The sequence below is a fragment of the Micromonospora sp. TSRI0369 genome, from assembly GCF_001905625.1.
In the GTDB taxonomy this organism is placed as follows: domain Bacteria; phylum Actinomycetota; class Actinomycetes; order Mycobacteriales; family Micromonosporaceae; genus Micromonospora; species Micromonospora echinospora_A.
This window is the reverse complement of the sequence record NZ_LIVU01000005.1, coordinates 715,817-731,560: the sequence shown is the minus strand read 5'-3', so window position 1 is coordinate 731,560 and position 15,744 is coordinate 715,817. Positions and strand designations below refer to the sequence as shown.

General features: G+C 72.1%; 20 protein-coding genes. 12 read left to right on the top strand and 8 right to left on the bottom strand.

Annotated elements, in window-relative coordinates; genetic code table 11:
* Window positions 1-44 precede the first annotated feature (44 nt).
* The 3 genes from AMK25_RS20600 to AMK25_RS20590 are packed head-to-tail and all read left to right on the top strand — an operon-like array spanning window position 45 to window position 2,293.
* Complete coding sequence (locus tag AMK25_RS20600; protein WP_073829945.1) at window positions 45-1,217, top strand: acyl-CoA dehydrogenase family protein; 1,173 nt, start codon at window positions 45-47, stop codon at window positions 1,215-1,217.
* A complete protein-coding gene (locus tag AMK25_RS20595; protein WP_073829944.1) occupies window positions 1,210-1,656 on the top strand; it encodes an acyl-CoA thioesterase in 447 nt (148 codons plus the stop codon). Before AMK25_RS20600 ends, AMK25_RS20595 begins: the two co-directional genes overlap by 8 nt.
* Window positions 1,646-2,293 (top strand): carboxymuconolactone decarboxylase family protein, encoded by a 648-nt coding sequence (locus tag AMK25_RS20590; RefSeq protein WP_073829943.1) that lies wholly within the window; start codon window positions 1,646-1,648, stop codon window positions 2,291-2,293. The genes AMK25_RS20595 and AMK25_RS20590 overlap by 11 nt, the downstream gene beginning before the upstream one ends.
* Window positions 2,294-2,304: 11 nt before the next feature.
* Here the strand turns inward: AMK25_RS20590 and AMK25_RS20585 are convergent, their stop codons facing one another.
* A complete protein-coding gene (locus AMK25_RS20585) occupies window positions 2,305-2,973 on the bottom strand; it encodes a GntR family transcriptional regulator (protein WP_158070672.1) in 669 nt (222 codons plus the stop codon).
* Between the two features lie 133 nt (window positions 2,974-3,106).
* Here AMK25_RS20585 and AMK25_RS20580 point away from each other — a divergent pair, with 133 nt between their 5' ends.
* The 8 genes from AMK25_RS20580 (at window position 3,107) to AMK25_RS20545 (ending at window position 10,228) form a co-directional block, all read left to right on the top strand.
* A complete protein-coding gene (locus AMK25_RS20580; RefSeq protein ID WP_198937595.1) occupies window positions 3,107-4,270 on the top strand; it encodes an acyl-CoA dehydrogenase family protein in 1,164 nt (387 codons plus the stop codon).
* Complete coding sequence (locus tag AMK25_RS20575) at window positions 4,267-5,097, top strand: SDR family NAD(P)-dependent oxidoreductase (RefSeq protein WP_073829941.1); 831 nt, start codon at window positions 4,267-4,269, stop codon at window positions 5,095-5,097. Before AMK25_RS20580 ends, AMK25_RS20575 begins: the two co-directional genes overlap by 4 nt.
* A gap of 18 nt (window positions 5,098-5,115) precedes the next feature.
* On the top strand, window positions 5,116-5,964 hold the full coding sequence (locus AMK25_RS20570) for an amidohydrolase family protein (protein ID WP_073829940.1): 849 nt from the start codon (window positions 5,116-5,118) through the stop codon (window positions 5,962-5,964).
* A gap of 12 nt (window positions 5,965-5,976) precedes the next feature.
* Complete coding sequence (locus tag AMK25_RS20565) at window positions 5,977-7,446, top strand: class I adenylate-forming enzyme family protein (RefSeq protein WP_073829939.1); 1,470 nt, start codon at window positions 5,977-5,979, stop codon at window positions 7,444-7,446.
* Window positions 7,447-7,852: 406 nt separating this feature from the next.
* Window positions 7,853-8,368: a hypothetical protein gene (locus tag AMK25_RS20560; protein WP_073829938.1), complete on the top strand. Its 516-nt coding sequence runs from the start codon at window positions 7,853-7,855 to the stop codon at window positions 8,366-8,368.
* A gap of 289 nt (window positions 8,369-8,657) precedes the next feature.
* Window positions 8,658-9,143: a hypothetical protein gene (locus tag AMK25_RS20555; protein WP_073829937.1), complete on the top strand. Its 486-nt coding sequence runs from the start codon at window positions 8,658-8,660 to the stop codon at window positions 9,141-9,143.
* A 121-nt stretch (window positions 9,144-9,264) separates the two neighbouring features.
* Window positions 9,265-9,729 (top strand): hypothetical protein, encoded by a 465-nt coding sequence (locus AMK25_RS20550; RefSeq protein WP_073829936.1) that lies wholly within the window; start codon window positions 9,265-9,267, stop codon window positions 9,727-9,729.
* Window positions 9,730-9,811: 82 nt separating this feature from the next.
* On the top strand, window positions 9,812-10,228 hold the full coding sequence (locus tag AMK25_RS20545) for a hypothetical protein (protein ID WP_073829935.1): 417 nt from the start codon (window positions 9,812-9,814) through the stop codon (window positions 10,226-10,228).
* A gap of 49 nt (window positions 10,229-10,277) precedes the next feature.
* Here AMK25_RS20545 and AMK25_RS20540 read toward each other — a convergent pair whose 3' ends face one another.
* Window positions 10,278-10,541, bottom strand: a complete 264-nt coding sequence (locus tag AMK25_RS20540; RefSeq protein ID WP_073829934.1) for a TetR/AcrR family transcriptional regulator — start codon at window positions 10,539-10,541, stop codon at window positions 10,278-10,280.
* Between the two features lie 280 nt (window positions 10,542-10,821).
* On the opposite strand from AMK25_RS20540, the gene AMK25_RS20535 reads away from it, so the two are divergent.
* Window positions 10,822-11,571, top strand: a complete 750-nt coding sequence (locus tag AMK25_RS20535; RefSeq protein WP_083664774.1) for an alpha/beta fold hydrolase — start codon at window positions 10,822-10,824, stop codon at window positions 11,569-11,571.
* A 41-nt stretch (window positions 11,572-11,612) separates the two neighbouring features.
* On the opposite strand, the gene AMK25_RS20530 is transcribed toward AMK25_RS20535, so the two are convergent.
* From AMK25_RS20530 to AMK25_RS20505, 6 genes are all read right to left on the bottom strand, one after another.
* Window positions 11,613-12,512, bottom strand: a complete 900-nt coding sequence (locus tag AMK25_RS20530; protein WP_073829933.1) for a GlcNAc-transferase family protein — start codon at window positions 12,510-12,512, stop codon at window positions 11,613-11,615.
* Entirely contained in the window at window positions 12,509-13,441 is a 933-nt protein-coding gene (locus AMK25_RS20525; RefSeq protein ID WP_073829932.1) for a hypothetical protein, read from the bottom strand. The genes AMK25_RS20530 and AMK25_RS20525 overlap by 4 nt, the downstream gene beginning before the upstream one ends.
* 122 nt (window positions 13,442-13,563) lie before the next feature.
* Window positions 13,564-14,487: a hypothetical protein gene (locus AMK25_RS20520; RefSeq protein WP_073829931.1), complete on the bottom strand. Its 924-nt coding sequence runs from the start codon at window positions 14,485-14,487 to the stop codon at window positions 13,564-13,566.
* On the bottom strand, window positions 14,484-14,978 hold the full coding sequence (locus tag AMK25_RS20515) for a type VII secretion system-associated protein (RefSeq protein ID WP_073829930.1): 495 nt from the start codon (window positions 14,976-14,978) through the stop codon (window positions 14,484-14,486). Before AMK25_RS20515 ends, AMK25_RS20520 begins: the two co-directional genes overlap by 4 nt.
* Window positions 14,975-15,352, bottom strand: coding sequence for a hypothetical protein (locus AMK25_RS20510; RefSeq protein WP_073829929.1), 378 nt, complete (start codon window positions 15,350-15,352; stop codon window positions 14,975-14,977). Before AMK25_RS20510 ends, AMK25_RS20515 begins: the two co-directional genes overlap by 4 nt.
* Before the next feature lie 64 nt (window positions 15,353-15,416).
* Entirely contained in the window at window positions 15,417-15,740 is a 324-nt protein-coding gene (locus AMK25_RS20505; protein ID WP_073829928.1) for a YrhB family protein, read from the bottom strand.
* Window positions 15,741-15,744: the final 4 nt, after the last annotated feature.

Below are 15,744 nucleotides of genomic sequence, written 5' to 3'. Positions count from 1 at the left end.
ATGTCGACCGCTAGGAGCCGTCTCATCGACCGACGGAGGCCCCCATGACCCTCGTACCGTCCGCGGCCCCCGCCGAGCAGGTCCTCGAGCCGCTCGACGGACCTGAGCACGACGCGGTGAACCGCGCCCGGGAACTCGTCGCCCGGATCGACGACGAGACGGCCGCCGACCTGGCCGCCCGCACCGAGTTTCCCGCCGACCTGTGGGACTGGGTCGCGGAGCACTCCCTGCACCGGGTCGGGATCGCCGAGGAGCACGGCGGTGAACCGGCCGACATCGTCGCGAAGATGCGCATCGCCGAGGTGCTGGCCGAGCGGGTCGGCGTGCTGGCCTGGGTGTGGGGCATCTCCAACTGCTTCGCCGCGCCGCTGCTGGCCGAGCTGGCCGACGAGCCCACCCGCAAGGAGCTGCTGCCGGGGCTGGCCGCCGGCCGCCGGCGCTTCGCGTTCGGGGTCACCGAGCCGGGTGGCGGATCGGACCTGTTCGGAGCGCTGGACACCACGCTGGCCGACGGGCGGGTCAGCGGTCGCAAGCGTTACTGCACCGCCGCCGCCTCGGCCGACCACCTCTTCCTGCTGGTCCGGGAGGCCGGGGCGCCCGCCGGCGGGACGAGCGGGCTGGCGTTCGCGCTCGTGCGCACGAACGCGCCCGGGCTGTCGATGTCCCGGGTGCCGACGCCCAGCTTCGCGTCCTCGTTCGGCACGTACGAGGTCGACCTCGACGGCGTTGCAGTCGACCACGCGTTCACCGGCCCGGCGGTCAAGGCGGCGCTGCGCACGGTGCTGGTGGAGGAGCGGCTGCTGATTCCGGCCATCGTGATCGGCGCCGCGCACGGCGCGCTGCGGCGCGCGCTGGCCTACGCGGCCCGGCGTACCGCGTTCGGCACCCGTGTGGACAGCTACCAGGCGCTTCAGCATCAGGTCGCCGACGCGGTCATGGACCTCGAGACGGCCCGCCACTACGCGTACGCCATGGCGCGGCGGTGGGCGGCCGGCGAGCCGGTCACGATTGGCGCGGACGTCGCGAAGTCGCGCAGCGTGGACGCGGCGCAGCGGGTCGCCGACGTCGCGGTGCAGCTGATGGGCGGCATCGGCTTCACTCGCTGGGGCGGCGTCGAGCACGTGTGGCGGGACCTGCGCGCCTTCCGCCTCGCACCGATCACCGAGGAACTCGTGCGCAACCGGGTGGCCCGGTCGCTGGGGATGGGCCGTGACTGACGGCGTCGCGCCGCTGCTCGCCCGGCTCGGGCTGCGGGTGCCGATGCGCGACGTCGATCAGGCCGGTGTCATCTACTACCCGGCCCCGCTGGCCTGGCACGAGCAGCTCTACACCGGCTGGCTCGACGCGATCGGCCATCCGCTGAGCGGCCTGCTGCGGGCCGGCGAGGCGACGGCCACGGTGAGCGCGAACGCCGACTACCTCGCGCCGGTCAGTCTCGACGACCGGGTCGACCTGGAGCTGTGGTCCGGGCCGGTGGGGCGCAGCTCGTTCACGCTCTGTTCGACCGCATTCCGCCGGCCCGACCGGTGCGAGGCGGTGCGCGTGCGCACGGTGCACGTGTGGTCGCGGCTGGACGGTGGCCGGCTGAGGGCCGACCCGATGCCGGACTGGCTGCGCGAGGCGCTGTCCGGCGGGGCGGTGCCCGATGTCAGCTGACCGCACCCTGGCCGACCGCTACCTGGGCGGACGGTGGACGCCGGCCTTCGACGCGATCGCGGTCGAGGCGCCACAGGTGCTGGAGGCGTACCTGCGCCTGGCGGCCGTGCCGTGGCGCGGGCGGGAGCTGCCGGTGGCGCTCAAGGAGCTGATCTGCGTCGCGTTGAGCGCGGCGCCGGGTCACCTCTATCCGGCCGGGGTGCGCATGCACGTCGCCGGCGCGCTGCGCGCCGGTGCGCCACGCGCGCACGTCATGCACGCGGCGGCGGTGGCCGGCTCGGTCGGCATCCGGGCCGCGACGCTGGCGCTGCCGATCCTCGCCGACCTCGCCGGCCCGGCCGGGGACGGCGACGCCGGACCGCCACCGGTCGGCGCCGGGCTCGCCGCGGCCCACGCCGAGGTGGTCGACGCGGGCGGAGCGGCGGGGTTGCCGGCCGTCGACCGGGAGCTGATCGCGGTCGCCGTCGCGGCGGCGGTCACCCTCGCCGACGCGGACGTCGTCCGCGAGCACATCCGGACCGCCCTGGACCTGGGCGCCACGCCGGGGCAGGTCGCCGAGGCCGTCGCGTTGGCCTGCGGCATCGGCCTGCACGGGTGCCTGCTCGTCGCCGACGAACTCGCGGCGGCAGTGCCATGACCGCCACCGGCTCAGGTCAGGTCGACGCCCTTCTTCTCCAGGTAGCGGACGAGGTCGCGGCCGGCCTCGGCCACGTGGTCGCGCATGAGGTCGGCGGCCTGCTCGCCGCGGCCCGCCGCGACCGCCGCGATGATCTGCGCGTGCTCGTCGTTGGCCCGGTCGATCCACTGCGGGAACTCCAGGAGCAGGTCGCGGGGGATCGTGACCGCCAGGGCCCGCAGCGCGACGATCAGCCGGCGCGACTGCGCCATCTGGTTGATCCGCCGGTGCAGGTGCCAGTTCAGATCGGCGGCCAGCTGGGCGTCCTCGGCGGCGCCGCACATCTGCGCGTGCCGCTCGGCCAGTTCGGCCAGGTGGGCCGGGTCGCCCCGCTCGGCCACCCGGCGGGTGGCGATGCCGTGCAGTTGGCCCTCGATGAGGAAGCTGTCCTCGATGTCGTGCCGGCGCAGGGGCGCCACGACGCTGTGCCCGCCGCCGTCGCCGGTCAGGAAGCCCTCGTACGTCAGCTGCCGCAGCGCGTCGCGGACCGGCATCCGGCTGGTGCCGAACCGCTCGCACACCTGCAGCTGGGCCAGCTTGGTGCCCGGCGCGAGCCGCCCGAACAGGATGTCGTGCCGCAGCGCGTCGGCGATCCGCCGGCCGAGCGGCGTGCGGTCGAGCCGTTCCGACGTGACACTCACAGGTCCTCCTCTGCGGCCGGTTTGTTCGTTTCCGCCGCTTACTGCCATTTTGCCGCACCGCGCCCGGAGTCGCGGTCATCCCGTCCCTTCCAATATCCCGTATACCGGCGCTTGAGCTGAAAGGGATCCCCACGTGTTCTTCGACATGTTGCCAACGGAGCTACGGGACCTCGCGGCGGTCGCCCGCGACGTCGCGACGGAGCGGATCGCGCCGCTCGTACCCGAACTCGAGCGCGGCCGCACGTTCTCACCGGAGCTGCGCAAGATCCTGGCCGGCGCCGGCTTCACCGGCCTCGTGGTGCCCGAGCGGTTCGGCGGCGTCGACACCGACGTCCGGGCCGAGGTCGTCGTCCTCGAGGAGATCTCCAAGGTCTACCCGAGCGCGTCCACCGTGCTGACCGCGACCTGGTTCCCGACCAAGGTGATGGTGCGGGCGGCCGACCGGCCCGACGCGCCGGCCTGGCTGCCCGGCGTGCTGCGGGACGTCGCGGCCGGGGACCGGCTCGGCGCGATCGCGGCCACCGAACCCGAAGCCGGCTCGGACCTCGGCGGCGTGGCGACCACCGCGCGGCGCGACGGCGACGAGTGGGTGATCAACGGCAGCAAGCGGTTCATTACCAACGGCGGCCACGCCGACTTCTACGTCGTCGTCGCCCGGACCGGTGGCCCCGGGCCGCGCGGCGTGTCCGCCTTCTACGTGGAGGCGGACACGCCCGGAGTGGAGGCGGTGCGGTTCGAGGAGAAGATGGGCCTGCACGCCTCGGCGACCGCCGAGATGGTCTTCGCCGACGTCCGGGTGCCGGCCGACCACCTGCTCGGGCCGGAGAACGGCGGCTTCCCCCTGCTGATGCAGGGCTTCGACGAGGGCCGCATCGTCGTCGCGGCCCTCGCGCTCGGCATCGCCGAGGGCGCGTTCGACGCGGCCGTCCGGTACGCCGGCGAACGGCGGCAGTTCGGCCGGCCGATCGCCGCGTTCCAGGGCATGCAGTTCCTCATCGCCGACATGGCGATCCCGTTGCACGCCGCCCGGTCGCTGGTCTACGACGCGGCGCAGGCATACGTCGACGGCCATCCGGACGCCGCCCGGCTGGCCTCGATCGCCAAGACGTACGCGAGCGACATGGCGATGGCGGTCACGACCGACGCGGTCCAGGTGCACGGCGGCTACGGCTACGTCACCGACTTCCCGGTCGAGATGTTCATGCGCGACGCGAAGATCAACCAGATCTACGAGGGCACCAACCAGATCCAGCGGATGATCATCGCGCGCTCCTACTTCCCGGACGTCGCCCGATGACCGCGCCGGCCCCCGAAGCACGCGGCGACGTCACCGGGCGGCTGCGCGACCGCGTCGCGATCGTCACCGGGGCCGGGTCGCTCGGCCCCGGATGGGGCAACGGGAAGGCGGCAACCGTGCTGTTCGCCCGGGCCGGCGCCCGCCTCCTCGCCGTCGACCGGCGCGCCGACGCGGCCGAGCAGACGGCCGCGATCGTGCGGGCCGAAGGCGGCGAGTGCGAGCCGTTCACCGCCGACGTGTCCCGCCCGGACGGGGTGGCCGCGCTGGTCGAGGCCTGCCTGCGCCGGTACGGGCGGGTCGACGTGCTGCTCAACAACGTCGGTGTCGGCGTCGTCGCGGGTATCGAGGACACCGAGCCGCGGCACTGGGACCTGGTCCACCGGATCAACCTCACCTCCGCGTACCTCACCACGCGGGCCGTCGTTCCGCACATGCGCGAACAGGGCGGCGGCGCGATCGTCAACGTCTCGTCGGTCGCCTCGCTCGGCGCGACCGGCGACCGGCTGACCGCGTACGGCGTGAGCAAAGCCGGTCTCAACCACCTCACCCGTGCCGTCGCCGCCGAGCACGCGGCGACCGGTGTCCGCTGCAACGCCGTCGTGGTGGGTCTGGTGGACACGCCGACGGTGTACGCCGGCCAGCCGGACGCCGACCCGGCGGTCCTGCGCGCGCGCCGGGCCCGGCGCTGCCCGACCGGCGCCATGGGTGACGCGTGGGACGTCGCCCACGCGGCGCTGTTCCTGGCGAGCGAGGAGGCCCGGTACGTGACCGGCGCCCTGCTCGTCGTCGACGGAGGACTGTCGCTGCGCTTCGGCGCGGCGGTGTGAGCAACGAGAGGAGCACAGATGAGCGAACGCCCGTACGGCATCGTGGACGCCTGGGCGATGCCCTGCCACCCGCCGATCTCCGACCGGTGGAACGCCGACCCCAAACGGACCCACGGAATGTCGTTGTTCGGCGCGTCCGGCTTCGGCGGCTGGTCGATCGACGAGCAGGTCGAGGAGATGGACCGGTGGGGCGTCGAGATCGCCGTGCTGTCCGCCATCCGTGAGGCCGACGACGTGAAGATCAGCAACGAGGAGGTCGCCGCCTGCGTCGAGAAGTACCCGACGCGGTTCCGCGGCAGCCTGGCCGTCGACCCGCGCCGGCCGATGGCCGCGCTGCGCGAGATGCAGACATGGGTACGTGACTACGGCTTCGTGAACGTGAAGGTGTGCCCGTACGCGTACGGCTACGACAACCCGCCGAACAGCAAGCTGTGGTACCCCATCTACGCGAAGGCCTGCGAGCTCGGCGTCTCCGTCACCATCCAGGTGGGACACACCGGGCCACTGCTGCCGTCGGAGCCCGGCCGGCCGATCTACCTCGACGAGGTGGCGCTCACGTTTCCCGAACTGACCATCGTCGGGGCGCACATCGGGTGGCCGTGGGAGGAGGAGATGGGCATGCTCGCGTGGAAACACGACAACGTGTACGTCGACACGTCGGCCCACGCGCCCACCCGCTACCCGGAGCGGTTCGTCCGATTCCTCAAGCGCCGGGCCCCGCACAAGGTGCTGTTCGGCACCGACTACCCGGCGCTCCGCTACGACCGCGCGGTCGGCGAGGTGTCGACCCTGGACCTTCCGGCCGATGTCGAGCGGATGTTCCTGCGCGACAACGCCTGGAAGGTGTTCGGCCTGGACCGGAGCTGAGGAGGGGGACAGGTGCTGCATCCGTACGCCCACTACCTGCGGCGCGCCGCGCTGCTGTTCCCGGACCGGCCGGCGGTAGCGGATCCGGCCCGGGACGTCGAGCTGACCTGGCGCGAGCTGGCCGACCGGGTGGCCCGCCGCGCCGCCACCCTGGCGCGGGCCGGCGTCGGCCCCGGCGACCGTGTCCTCGTCCGGCAGGCGAACACGCACGGCTACCTGGAGGCGGTGCTGGCGGCGGCCTGGCGGGGGGCCGCGTACGTGCCGGTGCTGGGGGTGCTCTCCGCGGGGGAGCGCCACTACATCGAGGAGACGGTGGAGCCGGCGGCAGTGCTCGACGCCGCCGACCCCGGCCCGCCCGGCGATCACGGCGGTGAGGCGCCGGTGGACGTGCCGCCGGGCGCCGTCTCCCAGGTCCTGTTCACGTCCGGCTCGTCCGGCCGGCCCAAGGGCGTGGTGCACAGCTTCGACAGCACGGCCGGGGCGATGGGGGCCTGGGCCGCGGTGACGAAGGCAGGCCCCGACCAGGTCGTCCTGGTGACGACCCCGATGAGCCATGCCGCCGGCCGGCTGGTGGAGTCCGCCCTGGTCGCCGGCGGACGGGTGGTGATCGCCGAGTCGCCCCGGCCCGGCCCGGTCGCCGCCGCGATCGAGCGGTACGGCGTGACCCACATGCTGCTGGTTCCGACGGTGCTCCAGGACCTGGTCGACGGCTCCGCCGGCGCCGACCTGTCGTCGTTGCGGCAGGTGGTGTACTCGTCGGCTCCGGCGTCCCCGTCGTTGGTGCGGCGGGCACACGAGCGGCTCGGCCCGGTCGTGGCGTCGGTGTACGGCTCGACAGAGGTGCCGGCTCCGGTGACGGTGCTGGACACGACCGACCACGAGCGGGCGATGGCCGGCGCCGCGCATCTGCTGACCTCGTGCGGGCGGGAACACCCGTGGGGCGTGCAGACGCGCATCGTCGACGACGACCTGCGCGAGGTGCCGCACGGTGAGGTCGGGCAGCTCGCCCTCTGCACGCCGTGGCTGGCGTCCGGCTACTGGCACCAGCAGGAGGCCTGGGCCGAACGGCACCGGGACGGCTGGTTCCTGACCGGCGACCTCGGCCGGTACGAGGACGGCTACCTCTACCTGGTCGACAGGCGTGACGACATGATCATCTCCGGCGGCTACAACGTGTTCCCGACCGAGGTCGAGCACGTGCTCGGCGAACACCCGAGCGTGCGCGAGGTGGCGGTGTTCGGCGCGCCCGACGGACGGTGGGGCGAGGCAGTCGTGGCCGCGGTGGCGCTGCGGCAGCCCGCGCCCGCCGACCCGCCGGCCGCGCTGATCGCCCATTGCCGCGACCACCTGCCGCGCTACAAGGTGCCGAAGCGGATCGTCGTGCTCGACGACCTGCCCAAGTCGGGGCACGGCAAACTCTCCCGCCGTCTGACCCGGCAGCGTGTCGTCGGCGACAGCGCGGTCGTCCATGGCGCGGAGTGAGGTTTGCGTTTCGCTGTCAGGTCCTCAGTACTCGCTGCTGATGGGCGCACGAGGGGGCATGGAGCAGGGGCGCCTATTGCCGAGGGCGCCCGTACGCGCCGATGTCCTGCTGGAATGCCGGTATCGAGTGTATGTTCGGCCGGCCTGCTGCCAGGCGTGAGGTGGGCTGGAAAACCGGTATCACGCGGAGTCTAACTAGTCAGTTGATAAGGGCTCATGACGGTAATTTCATCTGTCGTACAGAATGCATGGTCAGTGCTTGCCGCAACGCTCCCGCGGCGCGCGGAGGTGGCCTTGTCGCCGACCCTCGCAAAGCCCGCGGTCGGCGACGCTTACATGAGGTCCTGGAACGTGCTCGTGTGTCCGCTGCCCTGGTTGCGTTGACGGAGTCGGCGACAATGCGGGTATGGACATACCGGCTTTGATCTTCAATGCTCTTGCCGTGTTCACCGCCTTCGCTGCGCTTGCGGTATCGCTGATCATGTCGAGCAGGCAGAACGATCTCGGCCACAATGCGAATCAGCTGCCGGTGGTGGTGGAGCTGTTCTCAGAGATCAGGTCGTATGAGTTCTTGCGGAAAGAAGAGCAGTTGTGGCGTGATCTGCCAAAAATTTCCGCGCCGGTGCCCCTCTCGGAGTTGCCCGCACCGTTGAAGGAATACGCCTTCAACGTTGCCAACTTCTATTCGATGATTGCCTATCTCTGGATGCTCCAGGCTGTTGATGAGCGGCTAGCCATCTGGCCGGTGCACTTTCGTGCCGTCAAGACGTGGGAGACCATTAGACCGTTCGTGCAGGCGGAGCGAGCTGCGCGTGGTGCGGAGCATTCCTTTCTGAACGTTCTCGAGACATTCATCGCCAAGATTGAAGAAACGGACATCCGGCGCTATCTGGGTTCTCTGCAGGGTCGAGTCCATGGATGAATGCCGGAACTGCGGCAATTCCGGTGTTCGGGCTGCTTGGTCGGGTGGGCTGGCCACTGCTGCCCCGCCGGATTATCTGTCATGAGTGGCGGTTCAGGTCGCCAGCCTGTGCGTCAGCTATCGGAGTGGGCCGATCGTCTAAACCGTGCCATACGATCATGTAGTCGCCTCCCCGACCTGACGTCGCACTGAGCCGAAACAAGTGATCCCGGCAGCCGCTGCGCGCGTGGCATCATTCGGGTGCTCCGAAGTGGAGCCACATTGTTTCGGCGACGCCGGTGGAGGAGCGATGAGTACGCGCAGCGTTCAGAACGAGGAGAGCAACTGGGGTAGTCGCGTTATCGAGGGGGCCCTCTATCCTTTCGCGCAGGTCGCAGCTCCTGGTCTCCTGCTCATCCTGATGATCTGGTTCGTGGCACGAGGATTCATGGATGGTGTAGGGGACGGCATTCGGAGCTTCGCGGGCGTCTTGCTCCCGCTGATGGCTCTCACCTTCCTTGTGAAGACAACGCAGAGGGCGGAGCGGGGTCCAAAGTCGGGCATCATGGCTGTTCCGTCATGGGTTTCCTTTCTGGTGATGCTGATCATTGCCGGGGTCACGATGCGGCTCCTTTCCGTCTCGACCACGATACCGATCGTGGAGCTTGTCGTGTCCGCCGCCTTCTCGATTATTACCTTTATGCGCACGTCGCGGACTCACTACGTCTCGTACTGTCTGGGGACGGTGCTGGGTGCTCTCGGCTACCTGGTGTTGTTCGGCGTGCCTTCGTTGTAAGGGCTCGGTCTGGCGCCCTGGTCGGCCCGCTGAGCCAGTACCGCGCGACTCTTCGCGTCGAGTGGACCGAGCCGTGGCCCCCACCAAGGAATCAAAGCGCCTGGATGTACGGTCCATCGTCATGAGCTATGACCTGATCTTCGTACCCCGAGGCGACGACCAGTCCTGGGAGGACGCGCTGAAGGCGGCGGCGGAGGCCGACGGCGCCGAGCGCCCGCGCGCCGAGGCGTGGGACCGGATCGTGGCGGCGGCGCGGCAGGTGCTCGGTGAGGTCTCCGTGTTCGAGGGGGCCGACAACTACGAGCTGACGCACGAGCCGACCGGCGTCCAGGTCAGCTACTACGCGGACGAGGTCGGCGTCACCGTCCCGTACTGGTACCGGGGCGGTGGCGCCCGGGCAGTCGTCACGGCGGTGTATCAACTCGGCGCGGCCGTCGAGTCGGTCACCGGCCTGTCCGGGTACGACCCCCAGGTGGAGCTGCCGTTGGCCGAGGCCGCCGCGCGGCCGGAGCTGGCCGTCGCGGCCTTCGACGAGGTCGCCGAGTCCTTCGCGAGGCGCGGGATCTCCAGTCCCAGCAACGGCTGAGCGCCTGCCCGGGCGCCGACAAGTCGCAGCGGCGGGCCGGGAGGGCGCGGTCGGATCGGCTGCGGCGTGCGACGCTCGTGGCGTGCGTAGCGTCTTCGTCTTTCCGGACCTGGAGCGGGCCGCCGTCGTCGCCCTGCTCGACCGGCTGTCGCCGGATCAGAGACATCCGTGGCTGGTGTACGGATGCCTGTACCCGGATCTGACCGGCGAGGACGAGCACCTGTACACGGACTGGGAGCCGGCGGCGGTGCGGGCCCTGAGTGACGCCTGCGGCGGGCGGCCGAGCTGGGCAGTGCACGTCGACGTCTCGGGCCGGATCGACGGGACCGCGGAGGTCCGCCGCCTGACGTCGGCGCTGATCGGTCGGGGCGGCGTCGCGATGGACGACTACTCCGACCATGTCTGGACGGCGGAGCAGATCGCTGCCGACGTGACAGTGGACGGCTTGCGCTTCTTCGACTTCAGAGGCCACTACGAGCGGAACCGGCTCACCCGGTAGCCGGCCGACCGGGCAGGTCTCCCGTTGCCCGGATATTCCGCCGCCGCGTTCAGGAAAGCGCATCCACGAAACCCGGGGACCGGATTGCCTGAGCGATGGAGCGGGCCGCCGCCAAGGGTCGCTCGACCGGCGACGGGCCGGCGGCGATCGCCGTGTCGACGAGGTCGCGCTCCATCTCGTGCGGCTTGCGCAAATAGGCGAGAATGAGCTCCTCATTGCCCGGGAAATGCCGGTAGAAGGTGGCCCGGGTCACTTTTGCTTCGGCGATGATCCGATCGACGCCGACGGGATGGACGCCCTCCGCGTAGAACACTCTGGTCGCCGCCGCGCCGGACTCTCAGCTTCTTCTCAGGTGAAGAATTGTGGGAATCGGTTGCGAAGGGTTTGTGGCCCTCGTATGGCGGCGTGGGGCCGGATGAGCTTTGCGGCGGCGTTTTCCGAATCCCGCTGACAGACGTTCCGTCCGTGCCGGATATTGGATTCCGCAAGCATCGAACCGGCGTCGCTACCCGGTGCGCATTGCTGGCGAATCCGTCCCGATCGCCTTTTGCCGTCCGGATCTCCGTACGGCAGCCACCCGAAAGGAACGTCAGATGAACGCTGCGTCCGACACGCCCACCTCGGCGACCGGAATGCCCACCGTCGTCCTCGTTCACGGGGCATTCGTGGACGGGTCCAGCTGGAACGGGGTGACCGCCGACCTCCAGCGCCGCGGCTACCCGGTCATCGCGGTCGCGAATCCGCTGCGCAGCGTGCAGGGGGACGCCGCCTACCTGCGCGCGCTCGTGGACAGCCTGCCCGGGCCGGTCGTGCTCGCCGCCCACTCGTACGGCGGCGCGATCATCACCGAGGCCGCGGACGGCGCGGCCAACGTCCGGGCCCTGGTGTACGTCGCCAGCTTCAGCCCGGACGTCGGCGAGTCGGTGGCCGACCTGAACGCCCGGTTCCCCGGCAGCCAGCTCGCCGACAACATCCACGCGGTGCCGATCCCCGCCCAGGACGGCAGCGCGGACATGGACCAGTACGTCAAGCAGGAGACCTACCCGGACTTCTTCGCCCCCGACGTCCCCCGGGACGCCGCCGGGGTGATGGCGGCCACGCAGCGGCCGGCCGCGGCGAACACGCTGACCGACAGCGTGACGCGGGCCGCCTGGCGGAGCATCCCGTCCTGGACGCTGATCACCGCCCAGGACCTGGCGATCCCGCCGGATCTGCAGCGCTTCCTCGCCGAGCGGGCCGGATCCACGACGATCGAGGTCGCCGCCTCGCACGCGGTGACGGTCTCCCAGCCGGGCGCCGTCGCGGACCTCATCGACACCGCCGCCGGCGCCACGTCGATGTGACGTCACCCGGTCGGCAAGCCGGTGTCGGTGGCGGGCGCTGGTCAGAGCAGCACGAGTTCCTGGGCCAGCATGTCGGTCCAGGTGCGGCGGGTGAAGTTGCAGCCGGTGTGTGCCACGAACTGCCGCAGCGTGCGTACCGGGCCGATGCCGAGCCGGTCGACGGGCGGCGTGTGCAGCATGTAGAGCACCCGCCGGCGGCTCAGCTCCTCGTAGCGGGCCCAGTCGGACTCGACGTGGTCGCTCCAGTGCCGCGGCTTGTCCTGGCGGATGTAGTAGTGCCAGGCCAGCACCTCGGTGGGGTGGAACAGGTCGTAGCCCCACGTGTAGGCGCGCAACGCCAGGGTGATCTCCTCGCCGTGGAAGTAGATGCCCGGGTCGTACGGCACCTCGACCGCGAACGAGCCGGGCGCGAAGAGGAAACCGGCGGCCAGGAACAGCGCCGGCTTGGGCGGCACGCCGGGCGCAGCGCCCTCGATGGGACGCTGACCGAAGATCGGTATGCCGAACGAGGTCCAGTCGCTGACGACGATCTCGGCCGGTACGCCCTCGCCGGTGAACTCCCGCTCGGGCTCGTAACTCGCCGGGTACGCGGTCAGGATCGGCTTCTCCGCGCCGGTCTCCCGCGCCATCCGGATCAGCCGCACGTCCCAGTCCGGCGCGAACCGGGTGTGACTGTCGACCTGCAACAGCCAGTCCTCACCGCGGTACCGCCGGAACGTCTGATCGCGGGCCCAGCAGGCGCCCCGGCTGTCGCGGGCGTCGTGCTCCTGCACGTCCACCCCCGGCAGGTCCCGGATGGCGGAGATGTCCTCGTCGCCGAGGTGCTGCCAGCAGACCGCGACGCGGACGTCCTGTGGGCGCGCCGCCTTCGCCAGGCAGTCCAGCACCGTCGGCACCAGCTCCCGGTCCCGGTACGACGCGATCGCCACGAAGATCGTCATGCGTCCGGCGCCGCCGGCACGAGGGCGTACGACTGGAACAGCAGGGCCAGCGCGCGGTGCTCGTCGGCGGGATCGGTGACCGGGAGCAGGTCACCGTGCGAGCGGATGTGGGCCAGCAGGTCCGGCTCCGGCGCCAGCCCGTACGCCTGCAGGTAGTAGGCGACCGACTCGGGCCAGAGCCAGCGGCCGTCCGTGCGATAGGTCATCGGCACGACCCGGCCGCGTTCGGGCCGGACCACGTCCGGTCCCCGCGCGGTGGTGGCCAGCACCGGGGTGCCCGCGTCGAGGTACGCCGCCACCCGGGCCAGTTCCGGGCCCGACAGCCGCTCCCGGCCGGGCGCGAAGCGTGCCCCGTCGTCGTCCACCTCGTCGTGGACCCGGGCGATCCGCAGCGGCTCGGCGTCCCGGTCGGCCCAGAGCAGCGCCCCGGAGGCGCGGGCCGCCGCCGCGTACGGCGGAAGCTTGTCACCGGAGCGGTACACCTCGACCAGCGGAGCGGTGAGCCCGGCCCCGGCCAGCGCCCGCATCACGTTCGCCGCCGTCACCGCCTGCGGCCCGTTCGCCTCCAGCACGTAGACCGGCGCGGGCGGGATCACCGAGGCTGCCCACTCCGGAGCGATCCGCCAGGCGCGCCACAGCGCCACTGCTTCGGGTTGCCGCCGTACCGCCGCGACGGCGACCCGGTCGGTGTCGTCCATCAGGCCCTCGCGGCCGGTGAGGTCCGCCAGCGGCGGCACCCGCCCACCGAAGACCCGGGGATTCGGTACGGCCGAGGCGAACGTGAACGCCAGGTCGAGGGCGCCGGGCGGCTCGGGCAGGGACACCGTGCCGGTGTCGGCGAGCCGCAGCCGCGCCTCGGCCAGCATCGCGTCGGGCACCTGCCCGCCGAGCCGCAGCAGCGCGACGTGCAGCTGGTCCTGCTCCGTCATTCCCGGCCTCCTCGCGTCCTCGTCGGCGGCGCTCGGCGCATTCGACCACGCCGGGTGCCGCGAACGCCGGTCCCGCCGGACGGTCGTGCCCTAAGGACACCCCGACCGAAGCCGTTCGTGCATCAGCGCGGCAGGTCGGCCCGTACCAGCGCGGCGAGCGCCCGGTGCACGGCGACCGCGTCGGCCGGCGGCCCCGGCTCGGCCCGGCGCAGCCGCAGGTGCCGGCGCAGGCCCTCGTCGGCCAGCGCGCCCTCGTCGAGCACCCGGTCGGCCAGGTCGGCCGGCCAGATCCAGTCGCCGTCGGTGCGCAGGCGCTCGGTCATGGCGGGCGCGGACCGCAGGTAGGTGACGAACGGCGCGACCTCGTCGTCGTCCAGCGGGAACCGTCCGTCCCCGTCGGCCGCCACCTGGACCTCGCCGGGTGGGCGCGGGGCCCAGATCAGCGCCGACCGGGACCGGGCCGCCCACTGGTACGCGGGCAGCGGCAGGCCGAGCCGGTAGACCTCGACCGGCGCTGCGTGACCGGCGGCGGCGAGTGCCCGCTGCCCTCGGTCGGCGACGTCGGGCAGCTCGTCGTCGGGCAGCGTCGCCTCGACCAGGTAGACCCGCACGGCGCTCGCCGTGTCGTCCGGCCCGGCGGTGATCCGCCAGCAGCGCCACACCCCGGCGGTGTGCGCCGGATCCAGCACGTCGAGCAGGGCCCGGTCGAGGTCGTCCACGGCGCCGCCCGCGGTCTCGTCCACCACGAGCGGCGCGGCGGTCGCGTACAGCGGCAGGTCGGCCGGCGGGAACGGGACGAACGGGGTGCGCGGCTCGATGTCCACATCGTCGTCGGCCGCCGGGTCGGGCGGCAGTGGCGTCTCCGGGGGCAGCAGCGCGGCCAGCGCCGCGATCTCCGCCGCGGACTGCGGGAACGCGCCGAGCAGCCGGGCCGCGCAGGCGCCCCGGTCGCCGTCGGCGAGCAGCGCGCGCAGACGGAAGAGGTCGTCGTCCGGGATGCGCCCCGCGGCGCGCAGCAGGAGCAGGTGCAGCGTCCCGGCGCTCACGGCGCCGTCTCGCGCAGGAAGGCGGCGGACAGGCGGGCCGGCGCCGGGCAGCCCGGGTTGACGATCGTGTCGTACGCGCCGGCCACGGTGGCCAGTTCCGCCAGGTCGATCAGCCGCCATCCGGGGGCCGGCACCCGATCCCGGTGCGCCGTGCTCGTGGTGACCACCACGCAGTTCCCGTCCTCGGCGTCGGGCAGGACGAGTGGCCGCCCGTCGCCGTTCGTCGCCAGGTGGAACGTGGCGTCCCGCAGGACCGCGAGCAGGTCCGCCGGCTCGGCCTCGCCGGCCGCGGTCAGCCGCAGCAGGGCGTCGGCCGGGTCGGTGGGGGAGTCCGGGAAGCGGGGACGGTACTCCGGGTTGCTCCGGAACCGGCCGACCTCGCCGTCCGGGCCGACCGGCCACATTCCGACGACCGCCTCGAACGGCGGTTCGTCGTCCTCGCCGTCGGTCCACTCCGGGTCGAGCAGCAGGAGGAACTCGTCGTCGCTCATCCGGTGCCCTCCTCGTCGGCGGGCAGCAGGGCGTGCCAGACGATCGCGGCGGCCAGCCGTACCGGCTCGGGGCCGTCCGGGTCGACGAGCAGGTCGATGCCGTCGGGCAGCAGTTCGGCGAGTTCGGCCAGCTCGACCGGGCGCCACCCGGGGGCGAACGTGGCTGCGCGCCTGGCCGCCGAGGTGGCCACCACCACGCAGGGCATGTCGTCGAAGGAGCGCACGACCAGCGGCCGGCCGTCGCCGTTCATCGCGAGGTCGAGCCGGGCGTCGCGCAGCGCCGAACCGATCCGCTCCACCGGTTCGTCGCCGCGCATCATCCGGCGCAGCAGATCGGCCAGCGGCGGTCCGGGCGGGAAGGGGCGGTCCGTCATGGTCCCTCCAGGTGGCGGGTGGTCCGCCGCGACCGTGGCGCCGGTCGCGGCGGACCGTCCGGGCTCAGGCGAACGGGTCCGGTGCGGCCGGAACCGGCACCGCTGGCAGTCCCTCGCGTGCGGCGTACTCGTTGAGCCAGCGCTCCAGCGGCGGGCCGGACGGGGCCACCCAGGGCTCGGCGCCGTTCTTCGGCACGACGAGCGGGCCCACCGCGAGCGTGTCCATGATGCTGCCGGTCTCGGTGGCCCGGACCGTGTTGAACGGGTAGACCCAGCACCAGGAGTACTCGGCCGGGGCGTCCGGGGCGAGCAGCGTCAGCGGCTGCGCCGGGTTCTCCAGCCGGCGCAGCGCGTCCTGCGCCCGGGTGCGGGCGTCGTCGGCGTCCATCAGG

Excerpts from the sequence above, each read along its gene's own strand:
- AMK25_RS20600 (WP_073829945.1), top strand. The coding sequence starts at position 45 with ATGACCCTCGTACCGTCCGCGGCCCCCGCCGAGCAGGTCCTCGAGCCG.
- AMK25_RS20590 (WP_073829943.1), top strand. The coding sequence starts at position 1,646 with ATGTCAGCTGACCGCACCCTGGCCGACCGCTACCTGGGCGGACGGTGG.
- AMK25_RS20575 (WP_073829941.1), top strand. The coding sequence starts at position 4,267 with ATGACCGCGCCGGCCCCCGAAGCACGCGGCGACGTCACCGGGCGGCTG.
- AMK25_RS20570 (WP_073829940.1), top strand. The coding sequence starts at position 5,116 with ATGAGCGAACGCCCGTACGGCATCGTGGACGCCTGGGCGATGCCCTGC.
- AMK25_RS20560 (WP_073829938.1), top strand. The coding sequence starts at position 7,853 with ATGGACATACCGGCTTTGATCTTCAATGCTCTTGCCGTGTTCACCGCC.
- AMK25_RS20555 (WP_073829937.1), top strand. The coding sequence starts at position 8,658 with ATGAGTACGCGCAGCGTTCAGAACGAGGAGAGCAACTGGGGTAGTCGC.
- AMK25_RS20550 (WP_073829936.1), top strand. The coding sequence starts at position 9,265 with ATGAGCTATGACCTGATCTTCGTACCCCGAGGCGACGACCAGTCCTGG.
- AMK25_RS20535 (WP_083664774.1), top strand. The coding sequence starts at position 10,822 with ATGAACGCTGCGTCCGACACGCCCACCTCGGCGACCGGAATGCCCACC.
- AMK25_RS20530 (WP_073829933.1), bottom strand. The coding sequence starts at position 12,512 with ATGACGATCTTCGTGGCGATCGCGTCGTACCGGGACCGGGAGCTGGTG.
- AMK25_RS20525 (WP_073829932.1), bottom strand. The coding sequence starts at position 13,441 with ATGACGGAGCAGGACCAGCTGCACGTCGCGCTGCTGCGGCTCGGCGGG.
- AMK25_RS20515 (WP_073829930.1), bottom strand. The coding sequence starts at position 14,978 with ATGAGCGACGACGAGTTCCTCCTGCTGCTCGACCCGGAGTGGACCGAC.
- AMK25_RS20510 (WP_073829929.1), bottom strand. The coding sequence starts at position 15,352 with ATGACGGACCGCCCCTTCCCGCCCGGACCGCCGCTGGCCGATCTGCTG.
- AMK25_RS20505 (WP_073829928.1), bottom strand. The coding sequence starts at position 15,740 with ATGGACGCCGACGACGCCCGCACCCGGGCGCAGGACGCGCTGCGCCGG.